The 16868-nt window shown below is 46.1% G+C and carries 18 protein-coding genes; 12 read left to right on the forward strand and 6 right to left on the reverse strand.

What is annotated here, in order from left to right; translation table 11 throughout:
* Positions 1–86 precede the first annotated feature (86 nt).
* Positions 87–605 (reverse strand): thiol peroxidase, encoded by a 519-nt coding sequence (tpx, locus tag KSP24_RS15175; RefSeq protein ID WP_013370495.1) that lies wholly within the window; start codon positions 603–605, stop codon positions 87–89.
* 121 nt (positions 606–726) lie between these two features.
* Here tpx and KSP24_RS15180 point away from each other — a divergent pair, with 121 nt between their 5' ends.
* Both KSP24_RS15180 and gltC read left to right on the forward strand, forming a co-directional pair.
* Positions 727–1350: a rhomboid family intramembrane serine protease gene (locus KSP24_RS15180; RefSeq protein WP_013370496.1), complete on the forward strand. Its 624-nt coding sequence runs from the start codon at positions 727–729 to the stop codon at positions 1348–1350.
* Positions 1351–1448: 98 nt separating this feature from the next.
* The gene (gene gltC / locus KSP24_RS15185; RefSeq protein ID WP_043886096.1) at positions 1449–2378 is read left to right on the forward strand and encodes a glutamate biosynthesis transcriptional regulator GltC; all 930 of its coding nucleotides are present in this window, start codon (positions 1449–1451) and stop codon (positions 2376–2378) included.
* A 96-nt stretch (positions 2379–2474) separates the two neighbouring features.
* Here gltC and KSP24_RS15190 read toward each other — a convergent pair whose 3' ends face one another.
* Complete coding sequence (locus KSP24_RS15190) at positions 2475–3146, reverse strand: zinc metallopeptidase (protein ID WP_025676967.1); 672 nt, start codon at positions 3144–3146, stop codon at positions 2475–2477.
* 42 nt (positions 3147–3188) lie between these two features.
* A complete protein-coding gene (locus KSP24_RS15195) occupies positions 3189–3620 on the reverse strand; it encodes a MerR family transcriptional regulator (protein WP_043886097.1) in 432 nt (143 codons plus the stop codon).
* A gap of 292 nt (positions 3621–3912) precedes the next feature.
* Here KSP24_RS15195 and KSP24_RS15200 point away from each other — a divergent pair, with 292 nt between their 5' ends.
* The 4 genes from KSP24_RS15200 to KSP24_RS15215 all read left to right on the forward strand — a co-directional run bounded on the left by KSP24_RS15200 (position 3913) and on the right by KSP24_RS15215 (position 7984).
* The gene (locus KSP24_RS15200) at positions 3913–5316 is read left to right on the forward strand and encodes an ammonium transporter (protein ID WP_013370500.1); all 1404 of its coding nucleotides are present in this window, start codon (positions 3913–3915) and stop codon (positions 5314–5316) included.
* Between the two features lie 48 nt (positions 5317–5364).
* The gene (locus KSP24_RS15205) at positions 5365–6447 is read left to right on the forward strand and encodes a DUF294 nucleotidyltransferase-like domain-containing protein (RefSeq protein WP_216975624.1); all 1083 of its coding nucleotides are present in this window, start codon (positions 5365–5367) and stop codon (positions 6445–6447) included.
* Positions 6444–7181 (forward strand): exonuclease domain-containing protein, encoded by a 738-nt coding sequence (locus tag KSP24_RS15210; protein ID WP_019686911.1) that lies wholly within the window; start codon positions 6444–6446, stop codon positions 7179–7181. Before KSP24_RS15205 ends, KSP24_RS15210 begins: the two co-directional genes overlap by 4 nt.
* Before the next feature lie 173 nt (positions 7182–7354).
* A complete protein-coding gene (locus KSP24_RS15215; RefSeq protein ID WP_102997829.1) occupies positions 7355–7984 on the forward strand; it encodes a TlpA family protein disulfide reductase in 630 nt (209 codons plus the stop codon).
* Between the two features lie 56 nt (positions 7985–8040).
* Here KSP24_RS15215 and cimA read toward each other — a convergent pair whose 3' ends face one another.
* Positions 8041–9657, reverse strand: coding sequence for a citramalate synthase (gene cimA, locus KSP24_RS15220; protein WP_216975626.1), 1617 nt, complete (start codon positions 9655–9657; stop codon positions 8041–8043).
* Positions 9658–9950: 293 nt separating this feature from the next.
* Between cimA and KSP24_RS15225 the strand changes: the two genes are divergently transcribed.
* The 3 genes from KSP24_RS15225 (at position 9951) to KSP24_RS15235 (ending at position 13227) form a co-directional block, all read left to right on the forward strand.
* The gene (locus tag KSP24_RS15225; protein ID WP_019686913.1) at positions 9951–11231 is read left to right on the forward strand and encodes a DNA polymerase IV; all 1281 of its coding nucleotides are present in this window, start codon (positions 9951–9953) and stop codon (positions 11229–11231) included.
* A gap of 161 nt (positions 11232–11392) precedes the next feature.
* On the forward strand, positions 11393–11635 hold the full coding sequence (locus KSP24_RS15230) for a ferredoxin (RefSeq protein ID WP_013309730.1): 243 nt from the start codon (positions 11393–11395) through the stop codon (positions 11633–11635).
* Between the two features lie 161 nt (positions 11636–11796).
* Positions 11797–13227, forward strand: coding sequence for a L,D-transpeptidase (locus KSP24_RS15235; protein ID WP_216975628.1), 1431 nt, complete (start codon positions 11797–11799; stop codon positions 13225–13227).
* Positions 13228–13254: 27 nt separating this feature from the next.
* Here the strand turns inward: KSP24_RS15235 and KSP24_RS15240 are convergent, their stop codons facing one another.
* Positions 13255–13401 carry a hypothetical protein gene (locus KSP24_RS15240; RefSeq protein WP_013370508.1) on the reverse strand — a complete coding sequence of 49 codons (147 nt, stop codon included), beginning with the start codon at positions 13399–13401 and terminating at the stop codon, positions 13255–13257.
* 218 nt (positions 13402–13619) lie between these two features.
* On the opposite strand from KSP24_RS15240, the gene KSP24_RS15245 reads away from it, so the two are divergent.
* The 3 genes from KSP24_RS15245 to KSP24_RS15255 are packed head-to-tail and all read left to right on the forward strand — an operon-like array spanning position 13620 to position 16131.
* Positions 13620–14714, forward strand: a complete 1095-nt coding sequence (locus KSP24_RS15245) for a quinone-dependent dihydroorotate dehydrogenase (protein ID WP_013370509.1) — start codon at positions 13620–13622, stop codon at positions 14712–14714.
* Between the two features lie 34 nt (positions 14715–14748).
* The gene (gene yjbM, locus KSP24_RS15250; RefSeq protein WP_216975630.1) at positions 14749–15561 is read left to right on the forward strand and encodes a GTP diphosphokinase; all 813 of its coding nucleotides are present in this window, start codon (positions 14749–14751) and stop codon (positions 15559–15561) included.
* On the forward strand, positions 15562–16131 hold the full coding sequence (locus KSP24_RS15255) for a DUF309 domain-containing protein (RefSeq protein ID WP_216975632.1): 570 nt from the start codon (positions 15562–15564) through the stop codon (positions 16129–16131). It abuts the gene before it with no gap.
* Positions 16132–16216: 85 nt separating this feature from the next.
* Here the strand turns inward: KSP24_RS15255 and KSP24_RS15260 are convergent, their stop codons facing one another.
* Positions 16217–16744 (reverse strand): thioredoxin family protein, encoded by a 528-nt coding sequence (locus tag KSP24_RS15260; RefSeq protein WP_013370512.1) that lies wholly within the window; start codon positions 16742–16744, stop codon positions 16217–16219.
* Positions 16745–16868 lie beyond the last annotated feature (124 nt).

The following is a 16868-nucleotide window of genomic DNA, read 5'->3' on the forward strand; positions in this document are numbered from 1 at the left end:
TGTATGGGAGTAGTGATGTGGTAGACAAACATCAAAAAAGCGAGGAAGGCCATCCTTCACTCGCTTTTTTAATATTCGATCTTGATTTAGACGAGTTTTTTTACGGCTGCGATCGCCTGGTCATAGTCAGGATGCTCGGCCATCTCGCTCAAGTATTCTACGTAAGCGATTTTGTCATTTTGATCAATGACAAAAATAGCTCTATGATCCAAATGGAATTCCTTAATGAATACACCATAAGCTTCACCAAAGGAATGATCCTTATAGTCGGACAGTGTCAATACGCGATCGATACCAGCCGCACCGCACCAACGAGCTTGGGCGAAAGGCAGATCCACGCTAACCGTCAGGACCACAACTTGGTCCCCCAAGGAATCTGCTTCCTGGTTGAAACGTCGAGTCTGTGCGTCACACACGCCTGTATCTAGAGAAGGGACAACGCTAATCAGTTTGACTTTACCTGCAAAGTCTTGAAGCGTAGCTGCTTCCAATAAGTCTTTCTGTAATTTGAAATCAGGCGCCTGATCTCCAATTTTCAGTTCAGGACCTATGAGAGTCAAAGGATTGCCTTTAAAAGTAGCAACTCCTGTACGTTCTTGTGCCATATGTAATAGCCTCCTTTGGTTTTTGGCATTGGTTATCGTTGCCGAAATCTATTATAATCTTTTATAAAAGACATTGTCCAATTTGAATAAGGTGGAGACACCCCATGAAGGAAGGATTGCCTTGATTTTTTTACGTTATGAGAACTGGAAAAGTTATTTGCGGTTTTACCCGGTAACCTGTCTGATTTTGCTTATCAATATTGTGATGTTTATTGTACTGACCGTGCAAGGTGGATCAGAAAATAGTTTGACGCTGATCCGGTATGGGGCTTTGATTAATGAGGCGCCATTCACTGACCAGCTGTGGCGGTATGTGTCAGCTATGTTTTTACATGCTGGGTTTGATCATCTTTTGTTTAATTCCTTTGCAATACTTGTATTCGCTCCTCCGCTGGAGCGTTTGCTCGGGTCCTTACGATATGTGTTGTTGTATCTGGTCACGGGTGTTGTAGGGAACATACTGTCCATTGCGCATTACAACATGGTGGCAGAAACGACAGTCTCTGTAGGAGCCTCAGGAGCGATTTATGGGATCTATGGGGCGTTTCTGTACGTTGCCTTGTTCCAACGTTCCTTGATGGATGATGCTTCGCGCAAAACGCTGTACACGCTGCTTGGGTTTGGTATTCTGTTTTCTTTTGCGGTTGCGAACATTAACTGGACCGCTCACTTTGGGGGCTTGCTCAGTGGGTTCTTCATGTATGGATTATTGATTAGATTGACTGGTCAACGCAAACGTCACTAAAGACAGCTTTATCGTAAGTTATCTGGGTAAGAAAGAGGATGATGTTCGATGAACATCTTCTTTCGTATGTTGAAAAACAGATTGGAGCGAATATCGGAGTGGAATTACGACAGTTGCAATACTTCATGAAAGTAGCGCAAAAAGAACATGTCACTCAGGCAGCTGAGGAGTTGCATGTGGCGCAATCTGCGGTAAGTCGGCAAATTCATCAGCTTGAAGAGGAGCTGGGAGTTAATCTTTTTATGCAAAAGGGTCGCAATCTGCAACTTACGCCAGTGGGACAGCTATTTTGCAAACGGGTGGAAACGATCATAAAAGATCTGGAGCGGGCTGTTTTGGAAGTGCATGAGTTTTTGGACCCTGAGGGGGGCGAAATCCGTATCGGTTTTCCGCACAGTTTGGGGATTCATCTTATTCCTACAGTGGTGGCTGAATTCCGTAAGCGGTATCCCAATGTTAAATTTAGATTTAAACAAGGAATGTACCCGAGTTTAATTCGTGATGTGTTAGCGGGTGAGGTGGATTTGGCCTTTGTATCTCCTTTTCCAGATCGACATGACCATGTCGAGGGGGATGTGGTGTTAACTGAGGAGTTATTTGCGGTTCTCCCGCCTAATCACCCTTTGGCTTCAGCTGAACACATCACATTGAGCCAGCTTAAAGGTGAAAAATTCATCTTGTTCAGGGATGGATATTCGTTACGTCCGATTGTCTGGCAGGCCTGCCTGGAGGCTGGATTTACGCCGGATATTGCTTTTGAAGGCGAAGAGACAGATACGATTCGCGGTTTAGTAGCTGCGGGTATGGGGGTTAGTCTTCTGCCTGAAATGGCGCTGTTTCAGACTAACCCGCTTCAACCTGCAAGGGTATCGATTGTTGATCCAGAGGTGACGCGAACAATTGGCTTGATTCATCGTAGAGATGACAAACTTCCATTAGTTGCTAAATCGTTCCGAACTTTTTTATTGCAATATTTTGGCCTTCATGGTAACGCTGCTACTTCGAACAAAACGGCAAAAGCAGATTGAGACAATTAAGTATAGTGTATTGGTTTAAGATCAAGAAAAAAGGTTGTTCCTCTACCGTCTTGGTGGAGGAACAACCTTTTTTTGCAATACAAGTGATTAATCCCGGCTATTAAAGATGCCAATTAGGCGGATCAGTTCCAGCAAGGAAACGAGAGCTGCGGCCACATACGTCAATGCAGCAGCATTCAAAACTTTGGCTACACCACGTTCTTCATCATTACGGATAAATCCTTCAGAAACCATAATTTCCCGGGCACGATTAGAAGCATTAAACTCAACTGGCAATGTGATTAATTGAAAAGCAACAGTAGCTGAGAAGAAGATAATACCCAAACCGATCAGGTTCGTAAAGCTAAATAAGAAACCAGCAATCAGCAGAAACGGTGCAATCCCGGAAGCAAAGTTTACGATTGGAAAGATCCGGTGGCGAAGTGCCAGCATAGGATAATGCTCTTTATGTTGGATGGCATGACCGACTTCATGGCAAGCCACAGCAACCGCAGAAATGGATTTTTCATAATAAACAGGCTCGGACAAGCGCACCACTCGTTGTATCGGATCATAATGGTCAGATAGCGCGCCGGGTACTGGCTCAATAGGTACATCATGCAAGCCATTACGATCCAGCATGTGCCGAGCTGCATCGTAACCAGTCAGTCCATTTTCATTTGGGACATCAGACCATTTGTTAAACGTACCTTTTACACGGAATTGCGCCCATAAGGATAATCCGAACGCAAGAATAATCAATATATACATACCCATCATAAAGCAACCCTCCATTATTGTTCATACTACTAGCCTGGGTATCTACATCATAGAACTATGCTCCAACAGATACTTCAAAGCCTCAATACAAGCAGCGCTTTGTGGCAACAGACCAGTAAGCAGCTTGCGAGCTTGGACGGGCTTGAGCTGTCCGAGAAGAGGCTGTAGTTCATTGACTTCACGCTCTAGACGCTGCATATGCATTTCTAGACTCGTTAGTTTGTCAGTGACGTGCTCTTCTCCTGCAACCGAGTTCCATTTAATCAGAGTCTGTCTGATTTCCTCAAGGCTATACTTCTCTTGTTTCATTTGGTTAATACGTTCAAGCCTGTTTAACGTTTCACCATTATAAAGGCGATAATTTTTCAATGATCGTTCTTCAGGTGTGATCAAACCGAGTTTAGTGTAATAATCAATCGTTCGTTCGCTGACACCAGCCGCTTTGGCTAGCTCGCCAATTCGATATAGCTTCATATCCCCATCTGTCTTCACCTCGCGCTCTTCGTTCAACCTTCAATATTAGCATTTTAAACCGAGTGTTTATAAAGGATATTTTACATGATCCTCAACCATACAGTCAAACGTTATGCTTTTGCCGGGCTCAAACAAGCTACCTTTATGGTTAGTAAATATGACATGTCAGGTTTGTAAGCTCATTTTTTTAACATAATAAAAAAAATCTTGTCAACTTTCATGTATTCTGATTATAATGACAATAAGAATTTCACGAAATGTAAAGAAACTTAACATTCGAGGAGTGGTCTTCATGAGAAAAAAGTGGTTAGTTGTATTATTGGCCATGCTGACGGTTCTAGCTTTTCCGGTAGGTGCGTTCGCTGCTGACGGGCCGACAAATATTCAACTTCAAGCTGGGCTAAACACGGCATTTACGTTCTTGGCATTTATACTTGTATTTTTCATGCAAGCGGGATTTGCATTGCTGGAGGCAGGCTCGACACGAATGAAGAACGCGGGTCATGTCGCTGGTAAAACGATTCTCACGACGGGTGTTGCGGCTTTGTCCTTCTGGGCCCTCGGATTTGGTTTCGGTTTTGGCAATGACGGCGGTAACGGATTTATGGGACTGACGGGTTTCTTCATGAGTGGGACAGATGCTGCTGCATCGTTTGATACTCTTTCAGGTTTGGATGTTCCGATTACGATTATGTTTTTGTTTCACTTTGCTTTTGCTGCGGTTTCGCTTTCGATCGCGTGCGGAGGGATGGCAGAGCGTGCAAAATTAAGTGTATACATTATTTTCGGTATTTTGTTCTCCATCGTGATCTATCCCGTTGTAGCTCACTGGGTATGGGGCGGCGGCTGGCTTGGCAAGTTGGGAATGCAGGATTACGCTGGTTCAACAGTGGTCCATCTGACAGGTGCTACGGCGGCACTCGTCGCTACGTTGCTGCTCAAACCGCGTCTGGGCAAGTTTAATAAAGATGGCAAGCCGAACATTATCCCTGGTCATAATCAGGTGTACTCTATCCTGGGTGTTATTATTCTCTGGTTTGGCTGGTTTGGATTTAACCCAGGTAGTGCTGTTTCTGCTATGAATGACGGATTCTTTGGATATGTAGCCCTGACTACAAATATTGCTGCTGCGGCAGGCGGAGTTTTCGCTTTGCTCGTATCTTGGATGGTATACGGAAAAGCAGATATTCCTGCTATGCTAAACGGTGTGCTGGCAGCCTTGGTTGCCATTACGGGTTCTTGTGCCTTTGTAGCGCCTTGGGCGGCATTGGTTATTGGCGCAGTTGCAGGGATCGTCACTTTCTTCACAGCGCAATGGTTTGAGCGTGCGAGAGTAGATGACCCAGTATATGCTTTCTCCGTACATGGTGTTGCGGGGATGTGGGGCGCGGTATCCACAGGGTTTTTCGCTACTCCTGAGCTTGCAAAAATAACAGGTGTAGGTCAAGCGGGTCTGTTCTATGGTGGTGGTTTTACACAATTAGGAGTACAGCTGCTTGGACTGATTGGTACTTTGGCATTCGTATTCGTCATTTCCTTCATTATTCTGGGTGCGATGAAAGCAATTATGGGTATTCGCGTTACGGAAGAGGAAGAAACGATGGGACTCGATATCAGTGAACACGGTACGTACGGCTATCCAGAGCAAATGAAGTTAGTTACCGAAGCTGAAAAGCGTTCTGGAATTGTCAGCTAATAGGTCAAATATAAAGAGCCAGTATGGATGAGCGGAGGAGATGGAAGTATGGAACTGCAAAATATGGCCCCTTGGGTGAGTTCCACCGAAGCGATTGATCATGCAGACACACCTGAGTCTTTAAGGCAGGCCAGGGTCGATTCCCAGAAATGGCTGCTGGCTTCCCAAGCCTCCGCTCCGTTATCAGACTGGTTACGAACGGCGAATGAAATGCATGACCGCATCGCGGCCAGAGCTGTGCAAATGTGCGAAAAAGGGATGGTTGAGGATGGCTTTGGCCCTCCTCCCGTCCCTTACGCATTTATAGCCTTCGGTAGCATGGGGCGCTCGGAATCGACGCTATGGAGTGACCAGGATAACGGTATGATTATCAGTGACCTTGTGTCTGCTGATAAAGAATTGTATTTTAGCGAGTTTGGTCGCAGACTCTCTGCAATGCTAGAGCATTTGGGATATCCCAAATGCGAGGGGAAAGTGATGTGCTCGGAGCCATTGTGGCGCCATACATTGACTGGATGGCAAGAACAGCTATCAAAATGGTCGGAAGATTTTGCCTGGGAGCCGATTCGATATCTCATTATCTCGTCTGACATGAGACATATCGCAGGCGACGAGCAATTGTCTGTGGAATGGAAGCAAAGCTTTTATAAGTTGTTCCGTAAACAACCCGACCTACCTTCAGCGGTACTTAGGAACACGGTAAGGCATAAAGCGACACTTAATATTTTAGGTCAGATCGTTACCGAGCGGTTCGGTGAGCATGCAGGCGATTTTGATGTGAAATACGGGTTATACATTCCGTTGGTGAACGCCGTCCGTTTTTTGGCATTGCAACATGGTGTAGAGGAAACTTCCACCCTGAAAAGACTCAGGCGTCTCGCATCACTTGAAGCGGCACCGTTGCCTTTACTCGATGCTTGCGAGCGAGCCTTTCGGATCGCACTTCAGCTTCGAATGGCTACTCCAGCGAGGGAGAAGGACGGGTTGCTGATCAGTAATGGCTATCTGGCTGTCAAGCCGTTGAAGCAAGGTAAAGGCTGGCATGAGCTGCGCGAGGCTCTTTCAACAGTACGACGGCTGCATCGTGCGTTGCAAAGGCAGCTGCGATTTATGGAAGGGAGAAGGTCATGAAAGAACCAGCGCAGGGAGGTGGCTTCTGGAGTGCCCTCCGCAGAGGAGGAGTGCCGTCGGCAATCGCATCTGTAATGGGGGCTCCTACGGCTCAGCAGATGGCGTTTATTCGGTCCTTAACGCGGGAACAACGGCGTTCTGAAGTATTGCGTACCCCACTGGAGCGTTTGGAGACGGTAGTTTTTGATCTGGAGACAACGGGATTTTCGGCACAGCATGGAGATGAGATTTTATCGTTCGGAGCGATTCGAGTAGTCGGGGATGTGATTATGGAAAAAGAGCAGTTTTATACGCTTGTCAATCCGCGGACCGAGATTCCTGAACAGATTACTCGGCTAACTGGGATTACCCGGGAAATGACGGATGGAGCTCCGCCGCTTATGAATGGACTGCATGACTTTATGTCCTTTGTAGGTGGGCGGGTGCTTGTAGCGCATGCTAGCGCTCATGATAAGGCCTTTTTAAATGCTGCGTTATGGAAAACATCTAAAGTTCAGTTAACTCACCGTGTACTAGACACAATGATGCTCGCCAAATGGCTGGAGCCACAGCAACACCAAACCTATAGTTTGGATGAATTGCTGGCCTATCAATCCATTCCGATTGAAGGGCGGCATCATGCGTTAGAGGATGCGAAGATGACGGCTAAGCTTTGGGTGGCGTATGTTCAGGAAATGCTGAAGCGTAATGTAACCAATTTGGCAGATGTCTACGCGCATTTGAGTCATGCCTGATTCAGTACAAGGTATAGTATCTGACACCACATTATAACGGCAAGTTCGCGATTTTCGTGGGTTTGCTGTTTTTTTTGTGTCCTGTTCAGATTTAGAAGGTTAGAGGTGGGAATCGTATGGGCATCCTATGGGGAGGATGAAGGTCATTTAGATGAAAGACAGGTGATAAGACTGTGAAAAGATTTCTTTTCATTAGAGCGATAATTGTGCTGGTTATGGTTGGGGCTACATGGGGGATTATTGCAAACACAGTCTATTCAGCAAGCCTGCCTGTGGAAAATGCAACACTGGAAGAAAAATATAAAGGTGAGAAAGAGCTTGATGTTGAGAAGAATGTAGGGACTGAATCAGTTGCAGCAGAGGTAATAAAAAGAATCAAACCTGGGCAACAGCTTCCTTCTATGATTTTAAAGGGGTTAAACGGCAAGTCCTACGATGTAGGGGCTCCGCGGAATAAAGCGATGATCATTAGCTTTTGGGCTTCATGGTGCGATCCGTGCCGATTAGAAGCGCCCATGCTGAATGAATTGTATAGTAAATACAAACATGATGTAGATGTGTATGGCATCAATGTAACTCGCTATGACCGGTTGGAGGATGTGCAGAAGTTTTCCCGTTCTTTGAACCTCAAATTTCCCATATTACTGGATGAACAAGGAGCGTTGTTTGAACAATTTGGAGGAGTGGCTTTTCCGACTCATGTAACGATTGATGACCATGGACGGGTACGAGAAATCATAATCGGCATGCTCAGTGAACGGGAATTGGAGGGGAAAATAGAAGCTCTTCAAAAAATAAAGTGACTTTGGGGGCCAAGTAGACCGCCAAAGCCACCTTATTAGCTCATGCTTGTACTTGATTAGTGGTTAACTAATCCGTGATGAGTAAGCTCAGTTTGTTCATTTTTTGGAGTTGGCGCTTCCAGCAATGCGTAACGGAAGCTGTCCAAGAGAGCTTCCCAGCTAGCTTCAATAACATTTTCGGATACGCCTACGTTACTCCAGACGTCCTCGTAGTTTTTGGACTCAATGAGCACGCGTACCTTGGCGGCAGTGGCGTCTTTTTCGTCGAGCACACGCACCTTGTAGTCAGCCAAATGCATGTCTCGCAAGGCTGGGAAATACTGAGAAAGAGCCTTGCGGAGTGCATTATCAAGCGCGTTGACAGGACCATTTCCTTCAGCTGCGGTATAGACACTTGTCCCTGCAACATTCAGCTTTAAGAATGCCTCGGAGACGACCGATCGCCCCGCTGTTTTTTCCACCAGCACCTTAAAGGATTCAAATGAGAACATTTCCTTCACTTCACCGCCGGCTTCACGAATAAGTAATTCCAGCGAAGCATCCGCGCCTTCAAACTGATATCCCTGATGCTCAAGTTCCTTGATACGACTAATGACGCCACGTGCCTCATCACTGGACGGATCAAGGGTGATGCCCAGTTCTTGCGCCTTGGACACAACGTTGCTTTGTCCGGCCAGTTCGGAGACCAAGACTCGCTGCTTGTTCCCCACAAGTTCAGGAGCGATGTGCTCATAAGTTCGTGAGTCGCGCAGAATAGCTGACACATGAATACCTCCTTTATGGGCAAAAGCAGCATTGCCAACATAAGGCTGGTTGACAGGCAGATTGACGTTGGCGACTTCACTCACAAAGCGAGCTGTATTGTGGAGTTGTTTTAGCTTCTCGGGATCTAGACAGTCGTAGCCCAGCTTAAGCTGCAAGTTCGGAATGACGGAGCATAGGTTGGCATTACCGCACCGTTCACCATAGCCGTTGATGGTACCTTGGACCTGTCTTGCGCCTGCTTGAATTGCACTGAGTGAGTTGGCTACTGCTAATTCGCAATCATTGTGTGTATGAATGCCCAACTGTGACTTCGTTAGCTGGCTTTGCAGTGTAGTGACAATTTCATGTATTTCATGCGGAAGGGTACCGCCGTTGGTATCACACATCACGAGCCAATCCGCGCCTGCTTCCTCAGCTTTTTTCATAACGGCGAGTGCATACTTGGGGTTGTTTTTATATCCGTCAAAAAAATGCTCGGCATCAAAAATAACTTCCATGCCCCCTTGCTTTAAAAAGGCGATGGAGTCGTAAATCATAGACAGATTTTCCTCCAGTGTTGTCTGTAAAGCAGTGTGCACATGAAAATCCCATGATTTACCAACCAGAGTAGCGGCCTGAGCGCCGGATTCCAGAATCCGTTGCAGATTGACATCCTGCGCTGCGATGCTATCTTTGCGGCGCGTGCTGCCGAAGGCGACAATCTTTGCCTGAAGGCCTAGTTCTTGTACCCGTTTGAAAAATTCAATATCCTTGCTGTTGCTCCCGGGAATCCCGCCTTCAATATAGTGAACACCGAGATCATCGAGTTTTTTGGCGATTTTCAATTTGTCATCAGCAGACAAGCTAATTCCTTCTCCTTGAGTGCCATCTCGCAGCGTTGTGTCAAAGATAGAAATAGCGGTGGACATGAGGGACTCCTCCTTCGCGGATTGCTCAGATTGGTAATGATCTGCTTTTTTAAGCACATTAATTTAGTTGTTTAACGCTTAAAAACAGGAAAGCGTTAGTTTGTCGTGTTCGTATGATAGTCGATTATAACAACTAATGACTTCAAATGTAATATATAATTATCATTTTTGAGCGCAAAACCTATATTTTTTATGTAAAATAGAAATAGTATGCAAGGGTACTTTAAGTATAAAATCAAAGGACATATTCTTGGGCTAACAAGTGAATTTACAGTTAAAAAGAAGGGTTGAGCATGAAAGATGTCAGTGCTTATTATCCGGTTGGTGGACGAGTTATTCTGCATGTGGATATGAACGCATTTTATTGTTCCGTTCATGCAGCGGAGGAGCCGGAAAAATATAAAGGATTGCCTACCGCAGTGGCAGGCAGCAGTGAGCTGCGCAAAGGTGTAATTGTAACTTGCTCTTATGAAGCACGACGATTAGGCATTTCAACAGGGATGGTTGTTCAGCAGGCTCGACGAATTTGTCCGCAGCTCATCGTAATACAGCCTGATTTTCATTTATACCGTCGTTATTCCAAAGCATTTATGAGTATTGCTTACTCGTATACGCCTATGCTGGAAGCAACTTCAATTGATGAGTGTTATCTAGATATTTCCGGTTCCAAGCAGTTTGGAACACCTTTGGATATTGCCGAGGAGATTCAGCGTAGAGTAGAAGAAGAGCTAGGCTTGCCTTGCTCAATTGGGGTAGCACCCAACAAACTGCTAGCCAAAATGGCCTCTGATCTGAAAAAGCCACGCGGGATATCTGTTCTACGTTTGCGTGATGTACCCAACATTTTGTGGAACCTTCCATGTGGGCAATTGTTTGGTGTGGGCCGCAAAACAGCAGATAAGCTTCTACAAATGAACATTCGCACCATTGGTCAACTGGCTAAGGCAGATGAACACATGCTGGTTAGCATATTTGGGGTAACTGGTTCTTGGTTAAAATTGGCGGCAAACGGAATTAACCATTCTCAAGTCAGCACTGAACGGGAGCCGAACAAATCCATCGGTCACACAACCACTCTGCCTATGGATGTAGTAAAGTTGGAAGAAGCCCAAAGAGTACTGCTTAACATTAGTGATCAGGTAGCTCGGCGGCTTCGACGACAAGGGATGCTGGCAGGAGGTATCCAACTGACGATTCGGACCCCGGATATGAAGACCTTTACGCGTTCTCAAGTCAGGAGTACGCCTACGGAAAGTGCAGAAGACATATATAAGGAAGCTTGTGCATTGTATCGTCGCCATTGGGGAGAGGATAAGCCAGTGCGTTTGTTGGGGATTACGCTGCAACAGCTCATTCCAAAGGAGGAAGCGGCAGTTCAATTAGATCTATTTGAATACCAAGACCAGCCTAAAAAAGAAAGTTTACTGAAAACGATGGATGCGCTGCGCGATAAGTTTGGTGAAAATGCAATTTTGACTGCGGGGATGCTGGGAGATGATCCTTCAGTACTTCTTCGTAATTCCAAGCTGCGCGGAACTTCGCTGCAAAAAGACAATCTACCTACTCCAGAGTGAACTTAGGGGAGAATGATGGTCAGTATCAGTAACACACGTTATAAGCGTTTTTTGCATGAAGGATAAAGGAAAATAATTTGTAATAATTTTGGGTTTGTATTAATATGTGAATAGAATGCAAAAGCTGGTTTGTTCGATTGTATAGGAGGAAGAGAAAAGTTATGGCTAAATACACTTGGGTAGAAAAAGATACATGCATTGCTTGCGGAGCCTGCGGCGCTACAGCACCAGACATCTATGATTATGATGATGAAGGTTTGGCTGAAGTGATCTTTGAAGGGGATGCAAACCAAGGCATCAAGGCGATCTCAGAAGACCTGTTTGATGATATGCAGGATGCTTGTGACGGTTGCCCTACAGATTCCATCAAAGTTGCAGACGAACCGTTCAATAAAGAAGGTTAAGTGTAAGTTTTTTGGACAGGCATAGCACCGACAGTACCCTTCACCGTATAACGGTGAAAGCATGCTGACGGTGCTGTTTTTTTTATGTGCTGTCCATCAGGCCCATTGTGACCGATATACATAATAGTAAGCATGCAAGATTACACGATCAGGAGGATCCGATGGACCATTCGCCTCATCTTAAATCGTATGTCAAAAAGCACCCTGATAATAAAATGGCCTGGTATTTACTCGGTAAAGAGTATGAAAGCAACGGTCAGGAAGGCAAAGCGAATTATTGCTTCAATCGTGCAGGAGAAGTGTTCGAAGCCTTTGAGCATAAACAGATTCCGGCAGACGTATGGATGGAATATCAGGATAAACTGGTTCAGATGTCCAAGGAGAAGGAGCGGAGAACCGCTCGAACACGTCATCTTTTAACTGCCTTAATGGTACTTCTGCTCATCTGGGTCCCTTCAGCCAATTCACCGAGCACTTCACCTGAGAGCGCATCCGTTCCATCCGGAACTGAGCATGCAGCGATTGATCATGTCGAAGTTGCGAAAGTGGCTAATGCAGATCCAAAGAAGAGGGCACAAAACGGTGAGTCTTATGCTGGTGGTGTGTTTACAGCTCAAGCCAGGCAAGGAAGTGGGGCTGGAACAGCGCTTACGGATATGTTGGCAAAGACGAGTCAAATGCCGTCCAAGACCACAGTGCTGGGCATGGAGCAGAGTGGGGCGTGGCTGATCTGGAGAGAAGGCATGAAGCCGTTACTTAGTGTACAGAACAAGGGAAACGGCGGATTAGCTATTCAGTCTTACGATGCCGCTGCATGTGCTTGCAAGCCGTCGGACAGTGAGAAACTCCGCATAACAGGTCTAAAATGGGCTGCCGGACAGGAAGAGCTGGCTGTGCTGAATAGCGCCATGCGTGCTTATCGCTCGCAGCATCAACGTCTTCCCCAGAGTCTTGAGGAACTGACCCGAGATTTTCCCAATAACACGATGTACGGTACGACAGACGGGATGACGAAGGCTTTTACACCTATGCGCAATTTACTTGCTTCTCCAGCACAGGGAACAGGGAAGGCAGGAGATCAGAACGCTGGCTCAGCGGCTGAAAGCAGTCTACTGCTGGCATCGTCATTGCACGGACGGCCTTTTCTGGGGCAACCGCTACGAATTGTGGTAGACAAATCCAAACACAGGCTAGCATTGGTGAGCGGCAATATACTTATTCGCAATTATCCCATCGGTTTGGGCGGAGAAAGAACACCGGAAGGGAAATTTGTGATTACCGATAAAGTCGTAAATCCGAACGGCAAATCCAACGGTGAGTTTGGCAGCCGTGGTATGCAACTGTCTGCAACAAATTATGCTATCCATGGTACGAACGAGCCAGAAAGTATCGGCAAAAATGAGTCGCTGGGTTGTGTCCGCATGGGGAAGGAAGACGTGGAGGAATTGTTTGCACTCGTACCTTCAGGTACGGAGGTGGTTATTGGTAACGGGGGACTGCCTGATCAAGTGCTTGTACCTAGTTCCCGATTTACGAGTGAGCCGCAGCACGACCAGACAAATCCCCACAAAACCTATCACTGGCTAAATTAACATTTTGATGCCACTGCTACTTGTTGTTTAACGAGTTCCTGCTTGTGCTAAAACAATGACCAGAACAATCACAATGATGAGTAGAACAAAGCTGACGGCGGTCCAAACAATCGCTTTCTTGTTCACCTCATCCTTTTTCTTTTGCAGACTGGGCGGTTTGCGCTTGGTCTTCATATCAGCAATCCCTCTTTTCTTGCGGGCTAAGATCCTGTCTTACTATGTCCATTGTAAATGGTTTGATTATACATTTTCAATGACATCTCCATGACAACTGAATTGTTCTGATATTGGACCTCGCAAATTACTTTCTTTTTGGTATGGAAAAAGCTAAACTATTTTGTAGAGATGTTTTTTTAGGATTGTGCAAGGGCATAGAACGGAGTGGATGAATCGTGTTGTATCGAAGGATTGCGAAACCTGTTTTTTTCAAAATGAGTCCAGAGAGGGCCCATCATGTAGTCATTGACGGCTTAAAGCATGCGGGCTCACTTCCCGGTGGAGCAGCGACGTTGCGAGGGATGTATGGAGTCAAGGAAACGGAAGATCTTGCCGTTGATCTGTTTGGTATTCATTTTCCCAACCCGATTGGACTGGCTGCGGGACTGGATAAAAATGCTGAAGCGGTTGTCGGTTTTTCTTCCATCGGTTTTGGTTTTATGGAAGTAGGCACGGTGACACCTGTCGGACAGCCCGGCAATGATCAGCCCCGGTTGTTTCGACTGCCTCCCGATGAGGCATTAGTCAATCGGATGGGCTTTAACAATCTGGGTGCTGAGAGCATGGCCCAGCGTTTGGCTACCCTTAAACATCGACCTGTGCCGATTGCTGTTAATATCGGTAAAAATAAAGTAACGCCAAATGAGGATGCCCATAAGGACTATGAGAAATGTATTTCCGCACTGTATCCGTATGCGGACTTCTTTGTAGTAAACATTAGTTCGCCCAATACCCCGGATTTACGAAAACTCCAGCATGGCAGTGAACTGAAGTCGTTACTGGAAGCGGTTCGGGCAGAGATGGGAGTTCAGGCGACAAAGTATGGTAAAGCCAAGTCTGTACTGGTCAAAATTGCACCGGATGTATCGGACGAGGAATTGGAATATATGACGGATGCGATTGCGGCCAGCGGAGTGGATGGCATTATTGCGACGAACACGACGATATCCAGGACGGGTCTGACGCATCGAAATGCAAGTGAAACCGGAGGATTGAGTGGTAAGCCGCTACGTGACCGTTCCACAGAGGTCATTGGACGGGTATACCGCCAGACGGAAGGGAAGCTGCCTATTATTGGATCAGGCGGTATTTTTACCAGTCGTGATGCCTATGACAAAATTAAAGCAGGCGCTAGCCTGATTGAAATTTATACAGCATTGATTTACGAAGGGCCGGAAGTAAACCGGGCTATACATGCCGGTCTGCGTGAGCTGCTTCGAAAGGACGGCTTTAGACACATTACCGAGGCTGTTGGTGCAGCTCATAGATAAAAAAGTGTTGTCGGAAGAGACAGGAGGTACGGGGATGGACGGAAGAGACTGGGGAACATTTTTGCTGCCATACGATCAGGCGGTGGAGGAACTTAAGGTCAAGTTCAAAACAATGCGTGCGGAGCTGAAAAAGCGCGAGGAATACGCTCCTATCGAATTCGTAACTGGACGGGTTAAAAAAATATCCAGCATCCTCGATAAGGCGAAGAGATTGCAGGTTTCACTTGATCAACTGGAGACGGGGATCGAGGATATTGCCGGCATTCGCATCATGTGTCAATTCGTAGAGGATATTCGGCGGGTAGCCGAATATATTCGAAGACGTAAGGATTTGACGGTATTGTATGAAAAGGACTATATCACAAATTATAAAGATAGCGGCTATCGCAGCTTTCATATGATTGTGGAGTACCCGGTTCAGACAGCAGTGGGGTTAAAAATTGTGCTGGCCGAAATTCAAATCCGTACGTTGGCTATGAATTTTTGGGCGACCATAGAGCATTCTCTTAGCTATAAGTATCGTGAGAGCTTGCCGGATGATATGCGGGCCCGGTTGAAAAAGGCGGCTGAGGCAGCCTTTGTGTTGGATAATGAAATGTCTTCCATCCGTCTTGAAATATTGGAAGCGCAGAAGAAGTTCGAGGATGAAGCCAATATCGTATCCAAAGTCCTAACAGGCATGCACCGTCTTTATTTCTACCATAAAATTAGTGAAACGATTGAGGCGCAGCGCAGATTTAATGAACTGTGGGAGCGGCACGACATGGAAGGAATCAAGCAGCTGCATGATGAGGTCAAGGAGATGCTGGAAGCTTCAACTAAGGAAGAAGACAGGGATGAGTTTTAAATGGTGAACCCTTCCTATGAACCGTTGTACGTAACTTATTTGGTATACTTCAATCGGGATCGGGATTACTTTGAATGTCATGAGGTACTGGAAGAGCTGTGGCTTAAGCTGGACCGAGACCCTGTATATAAAGGTTTACTGCAAATTGCTGTAGGACTGTATCATTTTCGCAATGGTAACTATCGTGGTGGATACATGATGCTGGACAGTGCGGTACATAGGCTGGAGCATGCTGCTTCGCACGCGCTGGGCATTAATATGGCGAAGCTGGTAGATGAGGCGCGCGCTTGCGCTCGGCAGCTTGCTGAAGCTGTTATGGAAGGTTCGGGAGAGCTTCAACGTCAACCGCCGGTTTATCGGGATTTGACGATTGAAATTGTCGAGCCCGGGCTGCGTCAGGCCGTGGAGAAGGCATTATCGTCCGTTCCAGTCAACATCCCTCAGCAGAGAGGTCCTCGGCGTGGGGAAAAGCATGAGCAGCGTCAGCAGGCGCTGGAAGCTTCGATTAGGCGAAGACAGGCCGCTGGGAGCTTACGCTCAGCTACAGTGGAAACGAAGGATGCGCCTTGATGTTGTAGCGCATAATAAACGAGCAGCCCGATCCGTTTTATAGGGATCGGGCTGCTTTATCATTGTCAGGTATGAGGACATTTGTCTAAGAGGTCACGTTCTTTTTATATTTCTCAAAGAAGGCTTTGAAATCGTCGAGTGTGTATCCGTTGTCTGAAGGACTTTCCTTCAATCCACCTACCATACGTTCCTTTTCCACGCCTTTTTCGTAATAAACAAGCGTAGGTGTATACTCAATCTTGTACTTGTCCCAGCCAGCCTCATACTCACGCAGGTTAAATTCGTGCATCGTAATGTTCTCCTGCTTGCTCAAAGGCATGAGCTTGGGAGTGGTGGCACGGCAGTGAACACAGTCAGACGCGAAATGATAGACGAAAAAGCTTTCCTTTTTGTCAATTTTACTTTGTAGATCTTCTGGCTTAATAATTTGCTGATAGTTCGGATCGTTTAGCAGTTCCTGGGTAGTAGGACTTAACGAGGCTGTGGAAACGCCGTACAGCTTGTTTTTAGTGCCTGAGTTTAAAGCGAGCAGCACTCCAAGCAAAATGATAAGCACAACAAAAAAGCCAATGACAGGTATAAGCTTTTTTTTGTTGGATTTTTGTGCGTTCAATGGAATCTCTCCTATCAAAATCTAAAATATGTAACTATGAACCTCATTATTATACAACATTACAGCTTGTAGTGAAAGTTTGTAAATCACACAGATATTGCCGGCTAACAGGTTGATTATGGTA

It is taken from the genome of Paenibacillus sp. AK121 (genome assembly GCF_019042715.1).
Taxonomy (GTDB): domain Bacteria; phylum Bacillota; class Bacilli; order Paenibacillales; family Paenibacillaceae; genus Paenibacillus; species Paenibacillus polymyxa_C.